Raw genomic sequence first — 25,311 nt, forward strand, 5'->3', positions numbered from 1 at the left:
TCAGGACGCCGCTGCCCAGCAGCAGGCCGCCTACGGCTATGACGCCTCGGGTCAGCAGGCCGCCTATGGTCAGGACGCCGCTGCTCAGCAGCAGGCGTACGGGACCGGCGCCCAGCAGGCCTACGGCTACGACCCCGCCGCGCAGCAGCAGGCGGCCTACGGTCAGGATGCCGCCGCGCAGCAGGCTGCCTATGGTCAGGATGCCGCCGCGCAGCAGCAGGCCTACGGTTACGACACCTCCGGTCAGCCGCAGGCGTACAACTACGACGCCTCCGGTCAGCAGGCCGCGTACGGCCAGGACGCCGCCGCTCAGCAGCAGGCGTACGGGACCGGCGCCCAGCAGGCCTACGGCCAGGCCTACGACCCGTCGCAGTACGCGCCGCAGCCCGCCGTGGACCAGCAGGCCCAGGACGCCATCGCCAACGGTTGGTACCAGGACCAGGGCCAGCAGGGGCAGGAAGCCCAGGCCGAGCCCGGAGTTGAACCATTCTTTAACTCCGGGGAGAAGAGTGGGGCCGAGGCGGCCGACCAGAGCGGCGGCGCCTACGGCAACCAGTACGGTTCCGGCTCCGGATACGGCTCTGACCAGCAAGGACAGGGCGGAACCGACGGCCAGCAGAACTGGTACGGCAACGACGGCCAGCGCTGAACCGACTCGGTTCGCCACGCTCTCCACGCCTTGGGAAGGTACGTGAATTGCGTGGTAATCCACAAGACGGACATCGCGGGCCTGCCGTTGGAGGCGGGTTACATGATATTCAGTGGATTACCACGCAGTGCGCTTGACTCACAGTGATGCGCGCGCGTGTAATTCCAATGTGGGATTTTCGCCCGACCCGGGGGACGAAAAGGGTCGGGGACATCTATTGGGGGGCAACAGGAGGTGCGCATGAGCGAGGTCATCCCGCTGGCGCACGGCTCGGACGAAGATCTGGGCTGGCAGGAACGTGCCCTGTGCGCGCAGACCGACCCGGAGGCGTTCTTCCCCGAGAAGGGCGGCTCGACCCGGGAGGCTAAGAAGGTCTGCCAGTCGTGCGAGGTACGTGCGGAGTGCCTGGAATACGCGCTGGAGCACGACGAACGCTTCGGTATCTGGGGGGGACTCTCCGAGCGCGAGCGCCGAAGGCTGAAGAAGGCCGCCGGGGGAGATTTCGATTTCCTGGCGGACATGCTGTAGGGGTACGCGTCACGGCGCGTCCGGGCCACGAGCCCGGGCGCGCCTTTTTCACGTTTCATACCCTTCGGGCCCTTGGACAGGATTGGTCCGGCAGGTCCGCTGGGTGTCGAATGCGCCACTATGGGAGACCCTCGCGTCCCCGACCAAAATGATCCGTAATGGTGCGGGGTGGCGTATCGTGATGTCCCGCGTTCGCGTCCGCGAACCGCCCCGGCGCGCACAGGCGCCCACCGGCCGTCCCGGTCGGCACATCCCGGGCCCGCGCACGGGCCCGCCCCTTCTCCCGGAGAGAACCGACCACAGCCGTGCTTGACCTGGATTCCGCCCGCCACGTCGTCACCGCGGTCATCGTGTCCCACGACGGCTCACGATGGCTGCCGGAAACCCTGTCCGCGCTCCGTGCCCAGACCCGCGCCGTACAGCGGGTCGTGGCCGCCGACACGGGCAGCACCGACGGCAGCCCCGACGTCCTCGCCGACCACCTCCCGGCCGACGCCGTCATCGACCTGCCCGCCCGCACCGGCTACGGCGACGCCGTCAAGGCCGCGCTGGACCTGCCCAGGTCCACCACCGAGGTGCACGGGTTCGAGGACGACGCCACCGAGTGGATCTGGCTGATCCACGACGACCTCACCCCGGAGAAGGACGCTCTCGAACACCTGCTCGCCGCCGCCGAACAGGACCCCCGCAGCGCGGTCCTGGGGCCCAAGCTCCGCGACTGGTTCGACCGCCGCCTCCTCGTTGAGGCGGGCGTCACCATCGACGGCGCGGGCCGCCGCGAGACCGGCCTGGAACAGCGCGAGTTCGACCACGGCCAGCACGACGGCACCCGCCAGGTCCTGGCGGTCTCCAGCGCGGGCATGCTGGTCCGCCGCGACGTGTGGGAACGCCTCGGCGGGTTCGACCCGGCGCTCCCGCTGTTCCGCGACGACATCGACTTCTGCTGGCGCGTGGGCGGGGCCGGGCTCCGGGTGCGCCTGGTCACCGACGCCGTCGCCTACCACGCGGAGGCCTCCGCACGCCGCCGCAGGCGGATCACCGCCACCCGCAACCACCCCCGCCGTGTAGACCGCAGGCACGCCGTGTTCGTGCTGCTCGCCAACCTGCCCGTCGGCGGCATGGTGTTCGCGTTGCTGCGCAACTCCGTCGGCTCGCTGCTGCGCGTGGTCATGTACCTGCTCATCAAACAACCGGCCAACGCGCTGGACGAGGCGGCCGCGATCACCCTCGTCTACGGCCGGCCGTTCCGCCTGGCCCGGGCCCGGTTCCGTCGCCGCCGCGACCGCCGCCGCACCTACAGCGCCATCCGCCCGTTCCTGGCCCGGGGGGTGGCCATGCGGCAGTTCGCCGACGCGGTCACCGGGATCCTCACCGGGGAGCGGATGACCGACACCGCGGGGCGGCACCAGGCGGTGACCGCGCCACCGGGCGAGGAGGACGACGGCCCCGCCGACGACTCCACGTCCTTCCTGCGGCGCGTGGTCCTCCAACCGGGGGTCCTGCTCGTCATCGGCCTGACCGTGGTGACGATCATCGCCGAACGCTCCCTCCTCCTCGGCGGGATGCTCGCGGGCGGGGCCCTGCCGCCGGTCACCGGCAACGCCCTCGACCTGTGGAACCTCTACCTGGCGGGACACCCGGACAGCGGCGTGGGCTCGTCCGGTGCCGTTCCGCCCTACGTCGGGTTCCTCGCACTGCTGTCCACCCTCACTTTCGGTCAGCCGTGGATCGCCGTCATGGTGATCCTCCTCGGCTGCGTCCCACTCGCCGGACTCACCTCCTACCTGCTCGCCCGTGAGGTACTGCGCTTTCGCCCGGCGCGCCTGTGGATGGCGGGGGCCTACGCCCTGCTCCCCATGGCCACCGGAGCCGTCGCGCAGGGCAGGCTGGGCACCGCCCTCGTCCACGCGCTGCTGCCGATCCTCGGCCTGCTGCTGGTCCGCCTCGTCTCGATGCCGCCCAAACCCTCGCGCAGGGCCGCCTGGGGGCTGGGCCTCGCGCTCACCGTGGCCACCGCGTTCGTGCCCGTCGTCTGGCTGCTGTGCCTGGTCACCGGGGTTCTGGTCGCGGTCGCCTTCGGGCACCTCGGCCGCCGGATCTTCGTCAGCGTGGCCATCAGCCTGGGCACGCCCGCCGTGCTCCTCATGCCATGGACCCTCGAACTCCTGCGGCACCCCAGCCTGTGGCTGCTGGAGGCGGGGCTGCACCGGCCCGAGCTGTCCAACCCCGGGGCGACCCCCACCGAACTGCTCATGCTGTCCCCGGGAGGCCCGGGAACGCCCCCGTTCTGGGTGACCGCCGGTTTCATCGCCGCGGCCCTGTGCTCCTTGCTGCTGCTCCGCAACCGCATGCTGGTCGCGGCGGGCTGGAGCCTGGCCCTGTTCGGGATGCTCGTGGCCGTCCTGACCAGCAGGATCGTCATCGAACCCTACTTCGGTGGCCCGCCCGCGCAGGTCTGGCCCGGCGTCGCCCTGTCCTTCGCGTCCACCGCCGTCCTCCTCACGGCAGCCACCGCCGCCCGCGCCTTCGGAAACATGATCCGCCACGGAGGCCTGCGGAGGTACTTCGCTCTGGCCGTGGCCCTGCTCGCGCTGGCCACGCCGGTCTCGGCCGCGGCCCTGTGGATGTGGGAGGGAGTGGACGGGCCGGTCACCGCGAACGCGCCCCGCTCCGTGCCCGGGGCCCTGGAGAGCGTGAGTTCCGACGGCACCGAACCCCGCACGGTCATCGTCACCCCCGCCGAGGACGGCAGCGTCGACTACGTGGTGGTCCGGGGCCGCGAACCCCGGCTGGGGGAGGAGCGCATCGTCCCCGAACCCGCCAACCGCGCGGCCATGGACCAGGCCGTCGCCGAACTCGCGGCCGGCCAGGGCAGCGACCAGCTGGTGGCCCTACTCGACCACGGCATCCAGTACGTGCTCTACCCCCGGCCGGAACTCGGCGGGCCCGCCGACGCCACCATGGTCGACACCCTCGACGGCACCCCGGGGCTCGGAAGGCAGTCGCTGTCCCACCACTACGGCCTCTGGCGGATCGCCGAACCCACCGGCGCGCTGCGCGTGGTCTCCGAGGACGGTCTCGAAGCCGAGGCCCTCCGGGTGGAGGGCTCCGCCGACCACCTCACCGCCGAGATCGGTGGAGGCCACACCGGTCGCAGCCTCGCCCTCGCCGAACCCGCTGACGGCGGGTGGCGGGCCACGCTGGACGGCGCCGACCTCACACCCGTCGAGACCGAGAACGGGACGCAGGCCTGGGTCCTTCCGGTGCAGGGCGGAGAACTCCGGGTGTGGCACACGGACCTCGTGCACACCGCCTGGCGGATCACGCAGGGGGTGCTGCTGTTGATCGTGGCGGTGCTCGCGGCCCCGGGCGTGCGCACGGAGGAGGAGCGCCGACTCATCGAGGCCACCCCGATGCCCCGACCCCGTCGTCCCCGCCGCACGGGGAGGGCCCGCCGCGCGGCCCCGGAGAACGCGAGTGTCCAGGAGGAGAACCCGGAACCCGACCCCGGGCCGACCACCACCGGGTCCATCCCCGTCGTCCGAGGCAAGCGCCGGGGGACGAGGGGCACACGGAGGGCCGGAACCCGCCGGGCCTCCGGCAGGCGCCGCACCGAGGACGAGGGGTAGGACATGCGACTGATCGTGGAGAACCGGTTCGCCCTGTTCGGGCTGGTCGCCTTGGCGCTGCTCGCCCTGTTCGGGGTGGCGTTCGTGATCCGGCCGGTCAACGCCGAGCTCGGCGTGTCCGAGCCCGACACCGTGCGCCCGGACCTGGCCGCACGGGTCTGCCCGGCGCCCCACGAGTCGTCCGACGACGCCGACAGCTCGGTGGCGGCCTTCGCACCCCGGGTCAGCCGCGACGACGAGGGCGAACTGCGGGCCGTCCCCCTGGCCGAGGTGGACGAAGGCGGCGCCGGCGCCCAGACGCTCGGTGAGGAGCTCACCGAGCCCGGCCGGGTCTGGCGCACCGACACCGGGGACGCCACGCGGCCCACCGCCCTGCACGCCGAGGGCTCCCTCGCGTCCGGGCTCGACTCGGCGCAGACCACCGTCTCCGACGACGCCATCACCGAGGTCCGCTGCGCCGCGCCGTCGATCGGCACCTGGTTCGCCCTGCCCGGCGCCGACGACCCCGACGACGTCGACCTGGAGACCCTCACCGTGCACCTGGCCAACCCGGAGGACTTCCGGGCGACGGTCAGCGTCGACATCTACACCATGGAGGGCCCCTCCTACTCCCCGGAGAGCCGGGGCATCCACCTCGGGCCGGGGGAGTCGACCGAGCTCGACGTCACCGAACTGATCCAGAACACCGGTTCGCTCGGCGTCCACGTGCGGACCAGCACCGGCCGCGTCGCCGCCTCGCTGCTCGCCGAACACTCCTCCGGCAACAGCGACTGGGTCCCGCCCACCCGGTCACCCGACGAAGAGCACGTGATCCCCGGAGTGCCCGGGGGAGAGGGGACCCGCCGCCTGTTCGTGGCCGCCCCCGGCGACGAGCCCGTCGAGGCCCGCGTGCGCGTGGTCACCGAGGAGCCCAACGACACCGACGACGAGCCCCTCGTCCTGAACGTCCCCCCGGCCGCGTCCGCCTGGCTGACCCTGGAGAGCGCCCTCGCCGAGGCCCCCGGAACGGTCGTCGTCGAGGCCGACGGACCCGTCGTCGCCGGGGTGATCGCGGAGGCCGTCGACGGCAAGAAGGTCGTCGAGACCGCCTACACCGCCGCCGTCGACCCCCTCACCGGGCCCCTCGACACCACCGCCGTCATCCCGGACATGCCCGAGGACATCGACATGGAACTGGTCCTGGGCGCCCTCGACGAGGACGCCAGGGTCGTGGCCACCCCGATTGCCGCCGACGGGAGCATGGGCGACGCCGTCCGCGCCGAGGTCGCCGCCGGAACCACCCACGTCCTCGGCACGGACACCGACGGCTGGGGGGTTCCCTCGGGGGCTGACCCCGAGGACGGTTACGCGGTCCGCCTGGAGCTGCTGGAGGGCTCCGGCCCGGTCTACGCCGCGCGCGTGCTGCGCTCGGGGGACGCTCTCAGCGTCCTGCCCGTCACCCCCGCGCCGGTGTCGGTCCAACTCCCCGTCGTCCGGAACAGCATGACCGGCATCGTCCCCTGACCCTGCCTTCTCCGAAACCACTCAAAGCACGGAAACACTCTCGGGGTCGACCCTTTCACGGTCGGCCCCGAGTCTTCCATTCGTGACCTGTCCGAATTCTCCCAGGCCCAGTCGGGGTGGTGGCAGTGCGTCACGGAAACGGCCGGAACAGCCAATCGGCGTCTGCCATACTTGGCCCGGATCTGAGCCGGACGCGTCGGGGGGTTTTCGTGGGTGAATCGTTGACCGGGGACTTTGGTCCTCCGTGCGCGGATGTGGATCCCGTCGCCAGCGATATCGCGCCGAGTTCCGATTCACCGTCGCCCCCGGAGAATGAGACCGAATCCGGCATCCCGGAGGTTTCGGAGGGCGCGGCCCAACCCACGGAGGCGGTCGACGTTCCCGCCGATTCCCATGCGGCGGAAACGTCGCACGGGGGAGTGGCGGCGGCCGTCGGCGGCCTGGAGGAGCAGGTGCGGAGATTCCACGTCCGCAGTGAGACCCAGGAACAGATCATCCGGCAGATGCAGGGCCGGATCGAGCAACTCCAGGGCGACCAGGTCCAGGCCCTGCTCAAGCCCGTGCTCCGCAGGTTCGCGGGACTGCACGCCCAGGCGGCCGAGGCAGCGGAGCGGGCGCGTGAACGAGGGGAGAAGGCCGAGAAGGACTTCGATTTCTTCATGGACGCCATTGAGGAGTCGCTCGGCCTCATCGACGTCGAATCCGTGGCCGCCGCGCCTTCCGCCGAGTTCGACCCCGCGAAACACCACGCGGCACGCGTCGTCCCCACCGGCGACGCCGAAATGGACAAGCGCGTCCATCGCGTCCTCCGCCAGGGATTCACCTATGTCGACGCTGACCGGGTGTTCCTCCCGGCACAGGTGAGCGTTTACCGGTATCAGCCGCCTCAGTAGGGTGCTGCCGTCATGGTGAACCGGCGCGGACACTGACCGCGAACGGTCCCAGAGCGGTGCCATACGACCAATTCCCAAGAAGGAGTCCCACGTTGAGTGACAGCGTGTACGGAATCGACCTGGGTACGACGTACTCCGCTATTGCTCGGATCAATGATCTCGGGCAGGCCGAAGTCGTCCCCAACTTCGACAGCAACCCGACAACCCCCTCGGTGGTCTATTTCGAGGGTGCGAACAACATCGTCGTCGGTGAGGAGGCCAAGCGTGTGCAGCGGTCGGCCCCCGACCACGCCTGCTCGCTGATCAAGCGCCACATGGGTACCCCCTACCCCCTCGACTTCCACGGCGAGAGGTACACGCCGGAGAGCGTGTCCGCGCTGATCCTCAAGGAACTGGTCAACACGGCCAACAGCGAGAGCCAGCAGGACGTCAACAGGGTGGTCATCACCGTCCCCGCCTATTTCGGGGTCAAGGAGAAGGAGGCCACCAGGCAGGCCGGGCAGATCGCCGGTCTGGAGGTGGTCGGCATCGTGACCGAGCCGGTGGCCGCCGCGCTCTCGCTCGGAATCCGCGGTGAGAGCGCGGAGACCGTCCTGGTCTACGACCTCGGCGGCGGCACCTTCGACACCACGGTCATGCGGGCGGAGGCGGGCCGGGTCGAGGTCGTCGCCGTCGACGGGAACAAGACCCTGGGCGGGGCGGACTGGGACGCCGCGCTCTCCCAGCTGATCGTGGAGAAGTTCGTCGAGGCGGCCGGTCTGGGCGACGACGACCCCCTGCTGGACGAGGAGTTCGAGGCCGAACTGCTGGGTCAGGTCGAGGAGACCAAGAGGTCCCTGACCAAGCGGGAGAAGGCGACCGTCCGCTGCCGCTACGAGGACAGGGACGAGAAGGTCGAGGTCACGCGGGACGAGTTCGACGCCGCCACACGCCACCTGGTCGGGCAGACCCTGGAGATCGCCCAGCGGACCGTGGACACCGCCGAGCGGAAGACGCCGGGGCTGACGATCGACCGGGTACTCTTGGTCGGCGGTTCGGCCAAGATGCCCATGATCGAGACCGCGCTGCGCGACCAGCTCGGCTGGGACCCGGCCCGGAGCGACTTCGACCTCGCTGTCGCCAAGGGCGCCGCCATCTACGGGCAGGCCGCCGTGGACGAGGTCCTGTCCACTGACGGCACCGAGGTGGCGGTGGCGGCCGACGCCGAGCAGAAGTACTTCCTCGGCGGCGCCAAGGCCCTCAGCGTCACCAACGTCCTCTCGCGCGGCCTCGGCGTCCGCTTCCACGACGTGGACAAGGACGAGGACTTCATCAGCTTCCTCGTGCACGCCAACGACTCCATTCCCGTGCGACTCGACCCCATCACGGCCCGGACCATCGTGGACAACCAGAGCGAGGTCGAGATCGGGCTCTACGAGCAGGGCGGTGAACTCGAGTCGCGGTCCCCGGAGGACAACCAGCTCCTCCAGGAGAAGTCGCTGGAGATCCCGCTCATGCCCAGGAAGTCGCCGATCGAGATCACCCTCACGGTGACCGCCGAGGGTCTGGCCCGGGTCACGGCCTTCGAGCCCACCGGTAACCGGACCATCGACGTCGAGGCACAGGTCTCGGTCCTCTCGCAGGACGAGGTCGAGCAGGCGGCCAAGCAGGTCTCCGGCCTCGCGCTGCGTTCCTGACAAGGCCGGGCCGGAGGCACTGGAGGCAAGGGTGGCGTTGGACGCCAAGCAGTACAGGAAGTCGGTCCTCGTCCCGCTGGAGAAGGACAAGGACCGGATGGCGGTGCTCCAGCAGGCCATCCGGGACCTCCAGGGGACGGACGGGGCCACCGCTCTGGCCCGGCTGGACATGGCCGAGCTGTTCGCCGTGGAACCCTCGATGGCCGGGGCGGAACTGGAGAAGCACCTCGGCAGTGTCGAGGCGGCGTTCAACAGCCCCATCGTCAAGAACAAACACTCCGCGCAGCTGCTGAAGAAGCTGCTGGAGCTGATGCGGCAGGCCGACGTGGCGGTCACCGACCCCGCCTTCTGGTCCGGGATGGCCAAGGCGCGGACCAGCGCCATGCGGACACGGCTGGACGGGTTCGCCCGGGCGGTGGCACAGGAGCACCCGCTGAAGGTGGTGCTGTCCGACCAGGTCACCGAGCTGGCCTCCAGTACCGGCCTGACGGGTGTGGCCAGGAGCGACCTGGTCGACGCGCTCTCGGCACACGGGGTGCGGATCACCGACGACTTCGAGGTCCCCAGGGTCAGGGTGCCCCTGGCGGTACGCGTGGTGACCGACTTCCCCGAGTTCCGGACCCTGGTGGACGTGGTGACCCGGCCCGAGCAGCATGAGGGGATCCGGGTCGTCGACGAGCTCTCCCGTGGCGAGCCCGCACGGGTCCTTGGCCCGCACGACGTGGCCCGGGCCAAGGAACTGCTGCAACGGCAGGAGGCCCGGGTCGAGGAGGGCGCCCGCCAGGCGGCCCAGAACGGGCTGGCGGCCCTGGCCGAGTGCGCCTCGCCCGCCGAGCTGCACGCGCTGGCCCTGTGCTCCCTCGCCGAGGCGGTCGAGGGCCTGCTGCGTCGTGGTCTGCCGCGGGTCACCGTGCACGAGAAGCTGTGCGAGTGGGGCGTGGACCACACCGACGCGGCGCGGTTGGTCACCAAACTGTCCGCCTCCACGAAGGTCCTCAGCCCGAACGACGTCGCCGACCGGTTGGCCGTCGGGGCCCTGGGTGAGGCGCGCAGACTGCTCGACAGCCTTCCCGGGCCGGAGCGCGAGGAGAGCGTCGAACGGGAGCGTCTGGCGAAGCGGGTCGAGGTCGCCGAGCGGAAGAAGAACCAGAGCGTCGCGCGCTACGAGACCGCGGTCAGGTCCGGGGACTACGCGGCCGCCGCGGCGGCCCTGCGGGAGGCCCTGGCCGTGGACACCCGCGACGAGGAGCTGCGCAGGCAGCTCCAGGGGCTGCCTCCCCCGCCCCCCGCGAACCTGTCGTTGAGGGCGGACGGCCAGGCTCTCGTGGTGTCCTGGAGCGCGGACGGGGAGGGAACGGCCCGCTACGCGGTGGTGCGGGCGGCCGACGGCGTCCCCGCCAATCCCCAGGACGGCGAGCTTCTCGCGAACGGCTTCACGGGCACGCTCTTCCGCGATGAGAGGCCCCCGGTCGGTACCCGGGTGCGTTATTCGGTGTTCGCCACCCGCGACGGTGCCCTCTACTCGCCCCCGGCCACGGACACCTGTGAGGTCCTACCCGCACCGTTCGACCTGGGGGCCTCCTCCGGTTCCTCACGGGTGTCGCTCTCGTGGGGGGTGCCGCCCGAGGCCCTCGGCGCGGTCGTGACCCAGACGGCCCCGGACGGGAGCCAGAGGACGCACCGTCCCACGACACCCGGTCGGATGACCGTCACCGGGCTGACTCTGGGTACCAGGTACCGGTTCTCCGTCGCCGCCGTCTACCTGACGGAGGGCGGCCAGCGGCGGGAGTCGGCCACCGTCAGCACCTACGCGACACCGCGGGGTTCCATCCAGGCTGTGGAGGACCTGCGGATCGAGTCGACCCCGGAGGCCCACCGGGCCAGTTGGCCGACCGTCACCGGCTACTCGGTCGAGCTGTGGGCCCTGCCGGTCAGCGCGCGGGTCGAGTCCGGAACCCGGCTCACCCAGGCCGGTCTCTCCGGCATGCGCGGCCGACGGCTGACCCTGCGCCCGGGAGGGGAGAGCGGCGGGCGTACCACGTGCGAGTTCGATTCACTTCCGGAGGTCAACCTCCTGGTCCCCGTGACCGTGGACGGTGACGGCGGACTGGTCGGCACCGCCCAGATCACCGGTTCGGCTCCGCAGGTGAGGACACCGACCGTCGAGAGGCTGGGCGACGAGCTCCGGCTGTCCTGGGAGTGGCCCGAGGGCGACCACCTGATCGAGGTCGGCTGGAAGGCGGGCGGTCAGCAAACCACCCGCAGGGTTTCCCGAATCGTCTACAACGACGGCGGCGGGGTCCGCATCCCGGACGCGGACTCGGTCAGCGACATCACCCTGGCCACCGTGGTGCGGACCGGAGACCGGGAATGGGCGTCCGCGTCCCTCGCTGTCGCGTTGAGCGGACCCACGCCCAAGGTGCGCTACTCCCTGGAGGTCAGGCGCTCCTGGATGGGCGGGAAGGGGACCGTCAGGGTGACCGCCCAGTCCCCGGAGTACCGGGGGCGGATCCCGGTCCTCACGGTCCTCAAGGAAGCGAAGTTCATGCCGGGTGGCGCCTCGGACGGAACCGTGATGGACCGCCGCGAACTGGACTTCACCGACCAGAGTTCCCTCTCCTTCGAACTCAAGCTGGGAAAGGTCGCCACCCCGTTCTGGGTGCGGCTCTTCGTCGAACCGGGCAGTGGCGCCCGGTTGCAGGATCCCCCGACAAGCCAGATGCGAGGCTGAGCGCAGTGCTCTTCACAACGACGGCCCCGTGCCCGTACTGCTACACCGAGATCAACCCCCGGAAGCTGGCCTACCGGTGCTCGGGGCGGCACGCGGCCGGCAGGACCCCCTGCGAGAAGAAGGCCGACCCGGCTCGCGGCAGGCACTTCAACGACACCAACGGGTACTGGCCCGTCATCGGGTCGGAGAAGCCCGGCACGCTCCTGGGCGGGGTCCCCAAACCCGGCCTCTCCGGCAACTGTGAGAACTGCGGGTCCGAGCCCGGGCCGCCGGTGTGCCCGGAGTGCCATTCGCTCCTGCCCTCCGAATACGGTGCCGACTCCGCCCTCTTCGGCATGGTCGGTGTCCGAGGGGCGGGCAAGACCGTCATGCTCTCGATCCTGGACGCCGAACTCCAGACCTCCGTCGCCGACCGCTTCGACGCTGCCATCGACGCCCCGGGCGGCAAGTCCGGGCTCACTCGGGACCTGCGGGTCTACCACCAGCTCATGAGCGAGGGGAGCGGGACCGTTCCCGGGCAGACCCAGGAGAACCGCACCGGCAGGAAGGAACCCGCGGTCTACTCCTGGCGGTACACGAAGAAGGGACCGTTGGGGACCTCCCGGACCGCCTCCACGGTCTTCTCCTTCTACGACAACGCGGGTGAGGACTTCGCGACCACCGACGCTGCCATGACCCAGCGCTACCTGGGTGCCACCTCCGGGGTCATCCTGCTGCTGGACCCCTTCGGTTTCCCGGAGAACCACAAACGGGCGGTGGACAAGGGGGCGGGTTACATGGAGACCGGCCCGGAGGAGGTGATCGACGCCATCACCGCCGTCCTGCGCGCCACGGGGAACGTCAAGCGGACCAAGAAGATCAAGCAGCCCATCGCGGTGGTGGTGTCCAAGATCGACGCCTTCTTCGACCAGATCGAGGAGGACCACCCGCTGCGCAGCCCCTCGTCGAAGCGGCCGGTGTTCGACGAGTCCGAGGGACAGACCGTGCACGACCACGTGGGCCTGCTGATCCAGCAGTGGGGAGGAGCCGGACTCCTCCGCAAACTCGAGCACAACTACACCTCCTTCCGGCTCTTCGGAGCCTCCGCCCTGGGCGCCGAACCGGACTACGCCTCCCAGCGCGTGAACCAGCGCGGCCTGTTGCCCCATCGCATCGCCGAACCGCTGCTCTGGCTCATGGCGACGCGCGGTTTCCTTCCGTCGACGGGAGCGTGAGATGGCTTTCGAGACAGCGACTTACACCGACGTCATGGCGGGTGAGGCTGTCGACGGCGTCGACGGCTTCAACTTCCAGGCGGTCTCCCCGGGAGTGACCGGGGTGGACCAGCAGCGCATCCGGGAGGGGCTGCTCCACCGGGTGGTCCCCTCCTGGGACCTGGGCCACGACGCGCTCGACCACCCGCCCACGTGCGCCTTCGAGGTCCGGGACGGGCGCAGCTACCTCTCCCGGGGCAGGTCCTCCGGCATCACCAACAGCGGCCGTCCCGGCAACCAGGTCACCCAGGTCATCACCACCTCCGACCCGGACGACTTCATCCCCTACCGTCCCGCCCAGCTCTACGGGGCCCTCCAGTGGACCCTGGAGAAGGCACCCGGACCCGACCCCGACCCGTGGGTGACCCCCTTGGAGGTCCGCCCCGAGTTCGAGGTGGACGCCCTCCAGGAAATGGTCACCGGCGACGCGTGGGCGACGCGGGTTCTCCCGCACTACCTGACGATGATCGACGCGGCCCTCGGGCCCACACCGACCAAGGCGGTGCTGCTGCACACCGACCTGGACGAGGTGATGCGCTGGATCGCGCTGGGCACGCTCTTCATGGAGGCCGAACGCGCCCGAACCCTCAACTTCCGAGCGTTGGTGGACGACCCGTGGCGTGTCGACGCCCTCCTGGTGGGGGTCAGCCCCGAGTTCGGCGGGGGCGACCTCGGTTCCGCCCATGTCCTGGACCTGGCGAACCGCACGGTTCCCGACATCGAGCCGAGCGACGTGGCACGGGCTCGGGCCGAACTGTTCACCGGACACGACGCCGCCGATGCCCTGACCGCCGTGGAGGTCGCGCGGCGCTGGGAGACGGTGCTCGGCCCGCAACTGGCCAACGACGCCGCCCGACTGGTCGCTGTACCCGACCCCGAGACCGACGGGGCCCGTGCGTGGCGTACCGCGGTCTCGGCGATCGAGCGGTTGGCGCGGGCCGGGCTGGAGGACGACCTGGCCCTATACGGGGAGGAACTGGGTGAGGCCGCCGTCACCTACGGACCGACCACGGCGGAGGAGTTCGCCCTGGCGGGACGGGCCGTTCGGCACGCGCACGACCTCGGGCTGGACGAGGTGGCTCGCGCCGTCCTCCTGCCGGTGCTCGAGGCGCTCACCGCCGTTCCCGCGCTCGCCGGTTCCTTCGCCCGGGAGCTCTCGGGGGCGCAGGTTCCCGTGGAGTGGGAGTCGGAGGAGGAGCGTTCGGCGGCCGGAGGGTTCCTGGACGCCGTGCTCGCCGCGGCCCCGACGGAAAGCCTGCCCGACCTTTTCGGAGCGGCCGGAGCGATCGGCGCCCCGGTGACGGAGGAGGCCCGCGCGGCCGCCGCCGAGACCCTCTCAGGGCTGTGGCTCACCGACCCGGGACTAGGCCGGGACAGGTGGCGGCTGTGGCTCGGCGGCCCGGAGGTGGCGGCGGCCACCGCACGGCGCCTCGCAAACGCGTTCCACGCGAACGAGGGCTGGGCGGTCGACGCCCTGATCCGTGGGGACTGGGACTTCCTCGTGTGGGAGACCGACAGCTCCGACCTGCGCGGCTGGATCCAGGCCGGGAGGATCAGTCGTCTGCCCCTCGCCGAACGCCGTGAGCGGATCGCCACGTCCCTGCTGATCCCAGCGGAGGCGTGGCAACTGGCCCTTGGCGGCTCCGAGGTGCGGGACGACCCCGCACTGTGGGCGTCGTGGGTCCACCGTCACGGCTTCACCAACTCCCTGCTGTCCAAACTGAGGTCGGCGGTGAGGGAGGCCCTGTCGCCCGCCCCGGGATCCGAGGCGGAGAAGGTTGACTGGGGTCCGCTTCTGGAGGCTCTCAGAGATGCCCCCTTGAACGAACTCGCCCAATGGTCCGAGGACTATCTCCGGGCGCGGGGGACCCTCGAAGCCGCGCGGGCGAAGAGCCGAGACGAAGCGGACCTGACCCTCGACACGGACCTGCTCAAGCTCCGGCCGATGGCCCCCCTCCTACTGGACGACATCGGGCGTGAGCTCCTGCGCTCCCAGGGCCAGGCCACGGTCGGTCAGCACGGGGACGATCGGGAGAGGGCCGAGAGCGAGACGGCCTCTCGTGACGGAACCGATCGAGAGAGGCGGGACAGGCTCGCCCTGGCGGTCGTCCCATGGGGGCCGGCGGCGATACGGGTCCACCTGGAACGCGAGGCGGACCGGAGCCGGGACCCGCGCGTGGTCGACCGGGCCCTGCGGCTGCTCTCCGATCCCGACCGGAAGGTGTCCGAGGCGGCCGACGCCGCGCTGACGGGGATCGCCCATTCGCAGCCTGACCTGATCCGCGAGGTCAGGGGCAGGTTCCGGTTCCGCAGTGAACTGGACAGGTACCTCAGGGGACGGCCGGTCGGATCGGGAGACCGGCGCAGGACGAACCATCCGTTCGGCTGGGGGAGGGGGAAGTAGATGCCGCAGCTCATACTGATCCTGCTCCTGATCGGCCTGGCGATCGCCGCCGTGATCATCGTGATCTACCTGGTCATCATGATCGTCTGGACGCTCGTCGCCCTCGTCCTTCGGATCGTCGCGTGGGTGTTCGTCCTCTGGCTCGGATCCTCCCTGGTGGGCCTGGTCGGCGGTGTCGTCCGGGGTGTGGTCCTGCCCCCGTTCGTCCTGGCGGGCAGGGAGGAGGAGCAACCCGGGATCGCCACACCCGAGGCGGTGAACGCGGGGCGGGTGCTCGGTGCGGCGCCCCGTGGTCAGGCCAGCTGGGACTACGCCTGGCCGATCTACGTCCCCTACCAGGCCAAGCGGGACGCCAACGCCGTCCTGGCGGCGGCGAAGCGGATCAGTCGCGACGCCTTTCGTTCCGCGTTCGACTCGTGGATCCTCGGGGCTCTGCTTCTACCGGTCGTCACCGGATATGCCTTGGGCCTGTGGGTGTCGGTCCTGACCTGGTACTTGCTGATGCGTCTCCTCGGCGGGGTCGTGCACCTCGTCCAGACGCTCGGGGTCAGGGTGTACCGCTGGTCCGGTCACCTGGCCCAGCGGCGCAGGAAGGCCGAGCTCCGCTGCGTCAAGTGCTACCGGGTCACGCTGACGCCGAGCTACCGGTGCGCCAACCCCGATTGCACGGCGATCCACCGCGATGTCCGTCCAGGCCCCCTGGGTGTCTCCCATCGGCGGTGCGGATGCGGAACCCGTATCCCGGTCACGGTCAGTAGGGCGGCCCGCCAGCTGACCGCTCTCTGCCCCCTCTGCGATGAGGACGCTCCGGAGGGAAGCGGTACTCGGCGGGTCCTGCCGGTGCCGGTCATCGGAGCCGTCAGCGCGGGCAAGACCCAGTTCCTGACCGCCGGTGTGGTCGAACTGGCCCACCAGGTCGAGTCGCTCTCGGGCACGCTCACCCCGATCTCCCCGGGAGCCGAGGGCTTCGTACGGGCCGCCGCCACCGCCGTCGCCAACGGTCGGAGGGTGGCCAAGACGGCCTGGGACGACCGCCCCGAGGGGGTTCCGCTCATGCTGTCGGTGCGGGGGCGCGAGGCCGAGGTCCACTTCATGGACGCGGCGGGGGAGAACTTCGTCGACTGGGACCGGTCGGGCTCCCTGGGCTACCTCGACACAACCGACACCCTGCTGTTCATCCTCGATCCCCTGGCCCTTCCCGCAGTGCGCGAGCGGCTTCGGCGGGCCAACGAGGGGGACACGGTCCCGCTCGCCCAGGGCGATCAGGAGGACGCCTACGCCAGCGTGGTCGACCGGCTCCGGGCGTCGAGGGTGCCGTTGGACGCCAAACGCCTGGCGGTCGTCCTGACCAAGCTCGACGTGCTCCAGCGGATCCCGGACACCGACGGACCCGACCCCGAGGAGGGCGACTCGGTCCGGGAGTGGCTGAGGGCCAACGGGGCGCGCGGTCTTGTTCGGCGCATTGACCAGGACGACTTCCGGAACGTCGGCTACTTCGCGGTGAACTCGCTCGGGGCCCGGGACGGCTCCGACCCGTCCCACCCCGTCCGGGTCTTCGACTGGGTGCTGCGCTCGGCCGACCCGAGGCTGGCCGTGGTGTCGGCGCGAACATCCGGGACGGAAGAGGAGGGGAAGGCCGCGTGAACGGCATGAGGGACGGTATCCCGCTGGTCTACCGGACGTTCCGCAACTCATGGACGGTCCTGCACGTCCTGCTCGTGCTCGTCGGCGTGGGCGCGCTGGTCTGGTGGTGGCGGGAGGGCAACCTCGTGATGCTGCTGACGGCCTTCCTCGAAGGCCTGCTCACCATCCAGAGGAACGTCGGTGGTCTGGTTCCCTGGCCGTGGAGCGGCTGGTAGGCAGCCGCCCGCAGGCAACCCCCACCGGCTCGTGGGGCGGGGGCTGGTGGGGTGGATGTGGGTAGTGAGGGGAGAGGGATCGGCTGGAGGGGGAGTCATGGTGGAGATGGACCTGGTGTCGCTGGGTGACGACCGGTGGACGCTGACGGTGGAACGGAACCTGGGGTACCCGTCGGAGGCGGTGTGGCGGGCCATCACAGAGCCCGAAGGGCTCAGCCGTTGGTACCCGATGGCGGTCGAGCGACTGGACCTGAGGGTCGGCGGGGAGATCGCCTTCCGGGACGAGGAGGGCGGGGAGACGACGGCCGTGGTCACGGAGGTCGAACCACTGCGGGTGTTCGGCTTCCGGGAGTTCGATCCGGAGACGGGAGAGCACCAGCTGCGCCTCACCCTGGAGGGTGACGGCCGACTGGTGCTGGCTCACACGTTCACGGGCAGGGAGTGGGCGGAGCGCACCACGGTGGGGTGGCGCACCTGCCTGAACGAGCTGGAGAACTCCCTGAGGTGATCAGTTCTCCGGGTCGACGGACTCGGGTTCGACTCCGAGGAGGTTGGCCACTTCCTCCACGACGGCCTCGTGGACCAGGAGGGCCAGTTCCTCGGGGTCCTTGGTCCGGATCTCCACGGGACGCCGGTAGACGATGATCCGGGCCCGGCCGGCGGGGTCGCTCTCCAGGCGGGAGAAGGGGATCGCCTCGGCGAGGTCGCCGTGGAGCGGGACCGGGGGAACGTCCTCCACGAGGAAGTCGACGTTCGCCAGCTCACGCGCCCACAGGCGTTCCAGGCGTTCGACGGCGTCGAGGACGAGATCGTCGAAGGCCTGCGCTCGGCTCCGGGAGACGGGCAGGTCAGACGGCACGAGAGGACCGCGGATGCCTCGACCCCGGCGGTCCCGGCGCCGCACTCTGTCTGGTTGGCCACTGGAAAGGCGCACTCGTCGCACACTTCGAGACTAAGCCATCACGGGCGCTGCGCGAAGTCCCGGCGCCTGGGAAGAATCGGGACGCCGACCCACCGGGTCAAGAACAGTCGCCCAAAAACTGTGCAGGTCATGGGACGATGCTGGCGTGTCCCTCGGTAAAGGCATACAGTCAAACGCTGTGAGCCATGTTCGACGCTGTTCCCGCACCGCGTGCAGGCAGCCCGCCGTATTCACGCTCACGTACGTCTACGCCGACTCCACCGCCGTCCTCGGTCCGCTCGCCGCCTACGTGGAACCGCACTGTTACGACCTGTGTGCGATCCACGCCGAACGGTTGACCGCGCCGCGTGGCTGGGAGGTCGTTCGGCTTCCGGTCGAGACGTCGGGAGGAGGTCCCGGCAGTGACGACCTGGAGGCCCTGGCCGACGCCGTACGTGAGGCGGCGCGGCCGCCCGCGCGCCAAGAGCCGTCCCCCGGTGAGCCCGTGGGGGAGGGGCACGAGACGTTGCGCCGGGGTCACCTGCGCGTGGTCAAGTCCGACCGGGGCGAGCAACGCCCGCCACACCACCCGAACGGCTGACCCGGTCCGCTCTTGCTAGTTTTGTACGGCGCTCGAACAACGGGGCGCTGGACCGAATTCGTCGCAGGATCGACCTGGCCGGAGCAGACGTGGCTGACCTCGGAAGCATCTTCAAGGCATACGACGTACGCGGTGTGATTCCGGACACCTTCAACTCCAACATCGCCCATGCGATCGGTGCCGCCTTCGCCCGGGTGGCCGGCGGACCCGCGGTCGTGGTCTCCCACGACATGCGCCCGTCCTCGCCCGAACTCGCCCGGGCCTTCGCGGACGGCGTCACCTCCCAGGGCGTGGACGTGGTCTTCGCCGGGCTCGGCTCCACCGACCTCCTGTACTACGGTTCCGGCTCCCTGGACCTGCCCGGCGCCATGTTCACCGCCAGCCACAACCCGGCCGAGTACAACGGCATCAAGATGTGCCGCGCCGGGGCCGCACCGATCAGCGCCGAGACCGGCCTGGCCGACGTGCGCGGGCTCGCCGAGGACTTCCTGTCCGGCGCGAAGGACCCGGACGCCCACGAGGGGCCGAAGGGCACCGTCACCGAGCGGGACCTGCTTCCCGGGTACGCCGACTACCTGCGCGAGCTCGTCGACCTCTCCGGTTCCCGCCCGCTCAAGGTCGTCGTGGACGCGGGCAACGGCATGGGCGGCCTGACCGTCCCGGCCGTCCTGGAACAGGGCCTGCCGTTGGAGGTCGTCCCCCTGTTCTTCGAACTGGACGGCACCTTCCCCAACCACCCGGCCAACCCGCTGGACCCGGACAACCTGGTGGACCTCCAGGCCAAGGTCCGTGAGACCGGGGCCGACCTCGGCCTGGCCTTCGACGGCGACGCCGACCGCTGCTTCGTGATCGACGAGCGCGGCGAACCCGTCTCCCCGTCCGCGGTCACCGCGCTGGTCGCCTCCCAGGAGCTCAAGCGCGAGCCCGGCGGCACCATCATCCACAATCTCATCACCTCGGCGGCTGTCCCCGAGATCGTCACCGAGCGCGGCGGCAAGCCCGTCCGCACCCGGGTCGGCCACTCCTTCATCAAGGCGACCATGGCCGAGACCGGTGCGATCTTCGGCGGGGAGCACTCCGCCCACTACTACTTCCGGGACTTCTGGAAGGCCGACACGGGTATGCTCGCGGCCATGCACGTCCTGCGTGTCCTGGGCGCGGACGAGCGTCCGCTCTCGCGGATCACGCAGGAGTACTCCCGGTACGCGGCCTCGGGAGAGGCCAACTCCAGGGTCGCCGATGCCGCTGGTCGCATGGCCGCGGTGCGCGCGGCGTTCGTGGGCAGGGACGGGGTGACCGTCGACGAGCTCGACGGCCTCAGCGTCACCCTGCCGGACGGCGCGTGGTTCAACCTGCGCGCCTCCAACACCGAGCCGCTGCTGCGACTCAACGTCGAGGCCCCTGACGACTCCGCCGTGACGCGCCTGCGCGACGAGGTCCTGGCCCTCGTCCGCAACTAGCCCGCGCCGACACGGCCACCACACGAGGAACGAGAACCATGAGCACGAAGATCGACGGCTGGCTGCTGGAGATCCTGGCCTGCCCGAAGAGCCAGGCCCCGCTCCGCCACGACCCGGAGACCGACGAACTGGTCTGCGACGAGAGCGGCCTGGCCTACCCCATCCGCGACGGGATCCCGGTCCTGCTGGTGGACGAGGCGCGCACGCTCTCCTGAACGGCGGGAAAAGGTTGGGTGGGCGACGGAACGATCCCGGCGTTTCGGTAGTCATATCCGGTACGCCCGGGTGAGGGGACACCGTCGGGGCCGCGGCTGATCGCGGCCCCGCCCGGCGTCCCGTGCCCGTTAACCTGATGCTGCGCCCCCGCTCAGCCCACCTCCGGAGGACATCGATGCCCGGTCCCGATTCGCTACTGCCGAGCGACCCCTCCTCGTTCGGCGCCTACAGCGTGACCGGACGTCTCGGGAAGGGCGGCCAGGGGGTCGTCTACCTCGCCGAGGACGGCAACGGCGACGAGTACGCGGTCAAGGTCCTCAACGACCAGTGGTCCGCCGACGCCGACCTGCGCAAGCGGTTCGAGAAGGAGGTGCGGGCCGCCCAGCGGGTCGCGTCCTTCTGCACGGCGGCGATCATCGACGCCCAGCTCGACAGCGAACCGCCCTACGTGGTCAGCGAGTTCGTGCCGGGCAAGGACCTCCAGGAGACGGTGGCCAAGGGCAAGGCGGTGCGCGGCGCCGCGCTCCAGCGCCTGGCCGTCTCCACCGCGACGGCGCTCGTGGCCATCCACAAGGCGGGGATCGTCCACCGCGACTTCAAGCCCGGGAACGTGCTGCTGGGCCCGGACGGCCCGCGGGTGATCGACTTCGGTATCGCCCGGGTCGACGACGGCACCGCCACGATGACCAACTCGATCGTCGGCACGCCCTCCTACATGGCGCCGGAACAGATCGAGGGCCGCGGGATCACTGACAAGTGCGACATCTTCGCCTGGGGTTGTGTGATCGCGTTCTCCTCGACCGGGCGCGCGCCGTTCGGATCCGACACCGTCCCGGCGGTCGTGCACCGCGTGGTGAGCGCTCCGCCGGACCTGGACGGGGTCGACGAGGCGCTGCGGCCGATCGTGGAGTCCTGCCTCGACAAGGACCCGAACCGCCGCCCGAACGCCCAGACCCTGCTCATGCGGCTGCTCGGCCACGACGCTCCGGCCCACCCCTCGAACAGCGCCGACGACGCCCTCCAGCAGGGCGAACGGGTGGCCCAGACCGGAATGCTCAACGGCAACCAGCTGCCGCCCGTGCAGTACCCGCAGACCGGCGGACAACCGGGCATGGGTCACCCGCCCGGTGTGTCCGACCCGCGCCCGTTCGGCGCGCACCCGGGGACCTCCAACCCCCGCCCGGGGCAGGTCGGCCACCCGATGAGCTCGGACCCGAGCCAGGGTGGTTTCGCGGCACACCCGGGCATGTCCAACCCGAGGCCGGGTGTGCCGGGGCCGCACCACCAGCCGCACGCCGTGCAGCAGGGCGCCAACCCGATGATGACCGGGGCGGCCAACCCGAACCAGACCTACACGCAGCGCCAGCAGCCGCACCAGCAGCCGCACCAGCAGCCGAGCCAGCAGGACTCGATCCTCCAGCAGGGCTGGGTGATCCCGGCGGTGCTGGTCACCATTATCATCCTGTTGCTGATCCTGCTGATCCTGGGCCTCAGCGGCTGACGACAGGGTCCTACTCCGAGCTCAACCCCGGGTGAGCTCGTCGACGGCGCGCGACACCGCCTCGTCCACGAGGTCCCGCACCTGCGGCCAGCGGTCGTCCACGCAGTCCGTGGGCAGCACGGTGACGCTCTCGCTCCGGGACATCTCCAGCGCCCGCCGAACCCCCGCAGGGGTGATCAGGCGCGCGTTCGCCGTCACCGCCAGCACCCCCGAGGGCGGGCTGCCGACGTCCCGCACCACCACGTACAGGGCCATCGAAGCCCCGTCCGCGACCAGTTCCAGGCAGGTCCACCAGTGCGCGGCGGTCCCGCCCCGGCCGCCGTCGCCCGAGGTCACCGTCGCGGTCGCCGCCGGGTCCAGGGCGCTCAGCAGGAGCGCGACCGAGCCGCGCCGGGACCGCACGTGGTCCAGGACGCGGCGGCGCGTCACGGCGGTCAGCGGGGGGACGGGCCGACCCGTCGGGGCCACCGTCTCCGGATCCCACGCGAGTTCGTCGCGCAGGGCCCCGGTGACCAGCCGCGCCATGTGGGAGACCAGGGGCGCGAGCTCATCCTCGGGGTCGCGCTTGTCCACCGGGGCGGGCGGAGGGGTGCCGGGGTCCAGGAGCAGCGGGGGCAGGTCGGCCCGCTGGAGGACCCGCGAGGCCAGCACCCAGGGCAGGGCCCAGGTCGCCCCGCCGCCGTCCGGCTCCTCCCCGGAGGCCTCGGCCGCCACCCGCACGCACTCGGCGTAGGTGTGCGCGGCCCGCACCACAGGGTGGGCGGGGACGGCCGCGGCACGGGCCAGGCGGAGCGTGTGTTCGGTGGACAGCGCGGTCCGGAGCGGGCGCAACGGAGGGCCCTCGTGCGCGTTGCCGCGGCGCTCCTCTCCGGCGGGGAGTTCGGCCACCCGCCCGGCAAGGGCGGCGACGTGGGGCCCGGTGATGGGTTCTCCGGACCCGGGCTCGCCATGGAGGAGCAGGTCGGTGAGGTCGGGTCCGCCGCCCCACTCCCGGACGCGGTCCCGCGTCAGTTCCCGTCGCGCGGCCCCGTGTTGCCGGTGGGGCCGGTCCTGGCGCCAGTTGGCCCAGACGTTCCGGAGGAGGTCGACGTCCCTGAGGTCTTCGCGCACGCGCTCGGGGAGTGTCTCCCAGGCCGTGTCGCCGAGTTGGCTGTCCACGGTGTCATCCGTAGCCCGTGGACTCTTTGCCAAAACATGCCGAACGCCAGGTGCGGGTGTCCAGTGACGGCCGTGGTCCCGGGTCAACCAGAGTTGTTGTCGCGCGTCCCGGTACCGGTGGGCGTGGGCCGTCGGGAGTGCAGCAGGCGCATGGCCTTCTCCTTCTCGAAGTCCAGGGCGCGGGTGGGGGCGGCGGCCAGCCTGCCCAGGCGTTCGCCGTGCGCGCGCACCCGGGCCAGTACCTCGGGTTCGGCCAGGACCCGCAGGGCGAAGGCGAGCGCCGCGGGAGGGATGTCGAACTCGCGTTCCAGTTCCAGCCCACCCGCGATCGTGCGCAGGTCGTCGTCCGTGAACCGGCGGTGTCGGTGTCCCCGCCCGGTGGGCTGTTCCTGGGTACGGGGGAGCAGGCCGAGACCCTCTCGGTAGCGCAGCATGCGGGCGGTGCTGCCGACCCGCTCGGCTGCCGCGGAGATGGGGACCGGAGCGTCCTGCGGTCCGTGCGCTGTGGGGTCGTCGTCGAGGGCGGCCATGGAGGTGACCCTAACCCAACACCGGAGCCACATCGCGCAATTCTGACATCTCTGTGTGAGGTTTGTGTGCGGAGGGTGGTCGCGGGCCTAGAATCGGGTGGCAACCATGACTTGACGAGTGAGGAACGCATGGCTTTCGACTTCAAGGTCGCCGATCTCTCCCTGGCCGAGTTCGGCCGCGACGAGATCCGTCTCGCCGAGCACGAGATGCCCGGCCTCATGGCCACCCGCGCCGAGTTCGGCGACAGCAAGCCCCTCACGGGCGCCCGCATCATGGGCTCCCTGCACATGACGGTGCAGACCGCCGTCCTCATCGAGACGCTCATCGCCCTGGGCGCCGAGGTCCGCTGGGTCTCCTGCAACATCTTCTCCACCCAGGACCACGCCGCCGCCGCCGTGGTGGTCGGCCCCGACGGCACCGTCGACGACCCCAAGGGCGTCCCCGTCTTCGCCTGGAAGGGCGAGACGTTGGAGGAGTACTGGTGGTGCACCGAGCAGGCCCTCACCTGGCCCGGCGCCGAGGGCCCCAACATGATCCTGGACGACGGCGGCGACGCCACCATGCTCGTCCACAAGGGCGCCGAGTTCGAGAAGGCCGGCGCCGTCCCGGACCCCTCGACGGCTGACAGCGAGGAGTTCGAGGTCGTCCTGACCCTCCTCCAGGAGAGCCTCAAGAAGGACTCCACCAAGTGGACCACCATCGCCAAGGACATCAAGGGCGTCACGGAGGAGACCACCACCGGTGTGCTCCGCCTCTACGAGATGCAGCGTGACGGCAGCCTGTCCTTCCCGGCGATCAACGTCAACGACTCCGTCACCAAGAGCAAGTTCGACAACAAGTACGGCATCCGCCACTCGCTGCCGGACGGCATCATGCGCGCCACCGACGTCCTCATCGGCGGCAAGGTCGCCGTGATCTGCGGTTACGGCGACGTCGGCAAGGGATCGGCCGAGGCGCTGCGCGGGCAGGGCGCCCGCGTCATCGTCACCGAGATCGACCCGATCAACGCCCTCCAGGCGGCCATGGACGGGTTCCAGGTCACCACGCTGGAGGACGTGCTGGAGGTCGGTGACATCTTCGTCACCACCACCGGCAACTTCAACGTGATCATGGCCGACCAGATCCTGCGCATGAAGCACCAGGCGATCGTCGGCAACGTCGGCCACTTCGACAACGAGATCGACATGGCCGGCCTGGCGAAGGTCCCCGGGATCACCAAGAAGGAGATCAAGCCGCAGGTCCACGAGTGGACCCAGGAGAACGGCAAGTCCGTCCTGGTGCTCTCCGAGGGCCGTCTGCTGAACCTGGGCAACGCCACCGGGCACCCCAGCTTCGTGATGTCCAACAGCTTCACCAACCAGGTCATCGCGCAGATCGAGCTGTTCACCAAGCCCGACGAGTACCCGACCGACGTGTACACGCTGCCGAAGATCCTCGACGAGAAGGTCGCCCGTCTGCACCTGGACGCGCTCGGCGTCAAGCTGACCGAGCTCACCAAGGAGCAGGCCGCCTACATCGGCGTGGACGTGGCCGGGCCGTTCAAGCCCGACCACTACCGCTACTAGGGGCGAGTCGTTCCACAGATGACTCCTCCCTCACACGAGGTGGCGGACCTCGGCCTCGCGAAGGCCGGGGTCCGCCGTGTGGCGTGGGCCGAACGCTCCATGCCGGTCCTGCGCAGCGTCCGCGCCCGGTTCGCCGAGGAACGTCCGCTCGACGGGCTCCGGGTGGCCGCCTGCCTGCACGTCACCGCCGAGACCGCCAACCTGCTCCGCGTCCTGCGCGCGGGCGGGGCACAGGTGTGGCTGGGCGCCCCCC

The 25,311-nt window shown here is 70.7% G+C and carries 20 protein-coding genes and 1 pseudogene; 18 read left to right on the forward strand and 3 right to left on the reverse strand.

What is annotated here, in order from left to right; translation table 11 throughout:
* The 12 genes and pseudogenes from D452_RS0101745 to D452_RS0101800 form a co-directional block, all read left to right on the forward strand.
* A pseudogene (locus D452_RS0101745) lies at positions 1–649 on the forward strand (hypothetical protein); the annotation flags it as partial.
* Positions 650–889: 240 nt separating this feature from the next.
* Positions 890–1,177 carry a WhiB family transcriptional regulator gene (locus D452_RS0101750; protein ID WP_014908913.1) on the forward strand — a complete coding sequence of 96 codons (288 nt, stop codon included), beginning with the start codon at positions 890–892 and terminating at the stop codon, positions 1,175–1,177.
* Between the two features lie 305 nt (positions 1,178–1,482).
* The gene (locus D452_RS0101755; RefSeq protein WP_026128884.1) at positions 1,483–4,806 is read left to right on the forward strand and encodes a glycosyltransferase family 2 protein; all 3,324 of its coding nucleotides are present in this window, start codon (positions 1,483–1,485) and stop codon (positions 4,804–4,806) included.
* Between the two features lie 3 nt (positions 4,807–4,809).
* Positions 4,810–6,309, forward strand: coding sequence for a DUF5719 family protein (locus tag D452_RS0101760; RefSeq protein WP_017542437.1), 1,500 nt, complete (start codon positions 4,810–4,812; stop codon positions 6,307–6,309).
* Positions 6,310–6,563: 254 nt separating this feature from the next.
* The gene (grpE, locus tag D452_RS27550; protein WP_026128885.1) at positions 6,564–7,202 is read left to right on the forward strand and encodes a nucleotide exchange factor GrpE; all 639 of its coding nucleotides are present in this window, start codon (positions 6,564–6,566) and stop codon (positions 7,200–7,202) included.
* Between the two features lie 92 nt (positions 7,203–7,294).
* Positions 7,295–8,878 (forward strand): Hsp70 family protein, encoded by a 1,584-nt coding sequence (locus D452_RS0101770; RefSeq protein WP_017542439.1) that lies wholly within the window; start codon positions 7,295–7,297, stop codon positions 8,876–8,878.
* Positions 8,879–8,909: 31 nt separating this feature from the next.
* Positions 8,910–11,609, forward strand: coding sequence for a fibronectin type III domain-containing protein (locus D452_RS0101775; protein WP_026128886.1), 2,700 nt, complete (start codon positions 8,910–8,912; stop codon positions 11,607–11,609).
* A 5-nt stretch (positions 11,610–11,614) separates the two neighbouring features.
* Positions 11,615–12,823, forward strand: coding sequence for a hypothetical protein (locus D452_RS0101780; protein WP_017542440.1), 1,209 nt, complete (start codon positions 11,615–11,617; stop codon positions 12,821–12,823).
* 1 nt (position 12,824) lies between these two features.
* Entirely contained in the window at positions 12,825–15,266 is a 2,442-nt protein-coding gene (locus D452_RS31620) for a GAP1-N2 domain-containing protein (protein ID WP_017542441.1), read from the forward strand.
* Entirely contained in the window at positions 15,267–16,910 is a 1,644-nt protein-coding gene (locus tag D452_RS0101790) for a TRAFAC clade GTPase domain-containing protein (protein ID WP_017542442.1), read from the forward strand.
* Positions 16,911–16,915: 5 nt separating this feature from the next.
* Positions 16,916–17,125: a hypothetical protein gene (locus tag D452_RS0101795; protein WP_040692952.1), complete on the forward strand. Its 210-nt coding sequence runs from the start codon at positions 16,916–16,918 to the stop codon at positions 17,123–17,125.
* 97 nt (positions 17,126–17,222) lie between these two features.
* Positions 17,223–17,633 carry an SRPBCC domain-containing protein gene (locus tag D452_RS0101800; RefSeq protein WP_017542444.1) on the forward strand — a complete coding sequence of 137 codons (411 nt, stop codon included), beginning with the start codon at positions 17,223–17,225 and terminating at the stop codon, positions 17,631–17,633.
* Here the strand turns inward: D452_RS0101800 and D452_RS0101805 are convergent, their stop codons facing one another.
* Positions 17,634–18,029, reverse strand: a complete 396-nt coding sequence (locus D452_RS0101805; RefSeq protein WP_026128887.1) for a metallopeptidase family protein — start codon at positions 18,027–18,029, stop codon at positions 17,634–17,636.
* A 196-nt stretch (positions 18,030–18,225) separates the two neighbouring features.
* On the opposite strand from D452_RS0101805, the gene D452_RS0101810 reads away from it, so the two are divergent.
* From D452_RS0101810 to D452_RS0101825, 4 genes are all read left to right on the forward strand, one after another.
* Entirely contained in the window at positions 18,226–18,627 is a 402-nt protein-coding gene (locus D452_RS0101810) for a DUF3499 domain-containing protein (protein ID WP_017542446.1), read from the forward strand.
* Positions 18,628–18,716: 89 nt separating this feature from the next.
* The gene (locus D452_RS0101815) at positions 18,717–20,087 is read left to right on the forward strand and encodes a phosphomannomutase/phosphoglucomutase (RefSeq protein WP_017542447.1); all 1,371 of its coding nucleotides are present in this window, start codon (positions 18,717–18,719) and stop codon (positions 20,085–20,087) included.
* A gap of 38 nt (positions 20,088–20,125) precedes the next feature.
* A complete protein-coding gene (locus tag D452_RS29365; protein ID WP_017542448.1) occupies positions 20,126–20,302 on the forward strand; it encodes a Trm112 family protein in 177 nt (58 codons plus the stop codon).
* A gap of 176 nt (positions 20,303–20,478) precedes the next feature.
* Positions 20,479–21,804 carry a serine/threonine-protein kinase gene (locus D452_RS0101825; protein ID WP_026128888.1) on the forward strand — a complete coding sequence of 442 codons (1,326 nt, stop codon included), beginning with the start codon at positions 20,479–20,481 and terminating at the stop codon, positions 21,802–21,804.
* A 21-nt stretch (positions 21,805–21,825) separates the two neighbouring features.
* On the opposite strand, the gene D452_RS0101830 is transcribed toward D452_RS0101825, so the two are convergent.
* Complete coding sequence (locus tag D452_RS0101830; RefSeq protein ID WP_017542449.1) at positions 21,826–22,962, reverse strand: hypothetical protein; 1,137 nt, start codon at positions 22,960–22,962, stop codon at positions 21,826–21,828.
* An 83-nt stretch (positions 22,963–23,045) separates the two neighbouring features.
* A complete protein-coding gene (locus tag D452_RS0101835) occupies positions 23,046–23,492 on the reverse strand; it encodes a MerR family transcriptional regulator (protein WP_017542450.1) in 447 nt (148 codons plus the stop codon).
* Positions 23,493–23,621: 129 nt separating this feature from the next.
* Here D452_RS0101835 and ahcY point away from each other — a divergent pair, with 129 nt between their 5' ends.
* Both ahcY and D452_RS0101845 read left to right on the forward strand, forming a co-directional pair.
* Positions 23,622–25,058: an adenosylhomocysteinase gene (gene ahcY, locus D452_RS0101840; protein ID WP_017542451.1), complete on the forward strand. Its 1,437-nt coding sequence runs from the start codon at positions 23,622–23,624 to the stop codon at positions 25,056–25,058.
* Between the two features lie 18 nt (positions 25,059–25,076).
* On the forward strand, positions 25,077–25,311 hold a 235-nt coding region (locus tag D452_RS0101845), incomplete at its 3' end, for an adenosylhomocysteinase (protein ID WP_026128889.1).

It is taken from the genome of Nocardiopsis prasina DSM 43845, assembly GCF_000341265.1.
Taxonomy (GTDB): Bacteria; Actinomycetota; Actinomycetes; order Streptosporangiales; family Streptosporangiaceae; genus Nocardiopsis; species Nocardiopsis prasina.

What these genes read in the sequence shown, in the direction of transcription:
- D452_RS0101760 (WP_017542437.1), top strand. Translation starts at nt 4,810, where the DNA reads ATGCGACTGATCGTGGAGAACCGGTTCGCCCTGTTCGGGCTGGTCGCC.
- D452_RS0101825 (WP_026128888.1), top strand. Translation starts at nt 20,479, where the DNA reads ATGCCCGGTCCCGATTCGCTACTGCCGAGCGACCCCTCCTCGTTCGGC.
- D452_RS29365 (WP_017542448.1), top strand. Translation starts at nt 20,126, where the DNA reads ATGAGCACGAAGATCGACGGCTGGCTGCTGGAGATCCTGGCCTGCCCG.
- ahcY (WP_017542451.1), top strand. Translation starts at nt 23,622, where the DNA reads ATGGCTTTCGACTTCAAGGTCGCCGATCTCTCCCTGGCCGAGTTCGGC.
- D452_RS0101750 (WP_014908913.1), top strand. Translation starts at nt 890, where the DNA reads ATGAGCGAGGTCATCCCGCTGGCGCACGGCTCGGACGAAGATCTGGGC.
- D452_RS0101790 (WP_017542442.1), top strand. Translation starts at nt 15,267, where the DNA reads ATGCCGCAGCTCATACTGATCCTGCTCCTGATCGGCCTGGCGATCGCC.
- D452_RS0101835 (WP_017542450.1), bottom strand. Translation starts at nt 23,492, where the DNA reads ATGGCCGCCCTCGACGACGACCCCACAGCGCACGGACCGCAGGACGCT.
- D452_RS31620 (WP_017542441.1), top strand. Translation starts at nt 12,825, where the DNA reads ATGGCTTTCGAGACAGCGACTTACACCGACGTCATGGCGGGTGAGGCT.
- D452_RS0101800 (WP_017542444.1), top strand. Translation starts at nt 17,223, where the DNA reads ATGGTGGAGATGGACCTGGTGTCGCTGGGTGACGACCGGTGGACGCTG.
- D452_RS0101795 (WP_040692952.1), top strand. Translation starts at nt 16,916, where the DNA reads ATGAGGGACGGTATCCCGCTGGTCTACCGGACGTTCCGCAACTCATGG.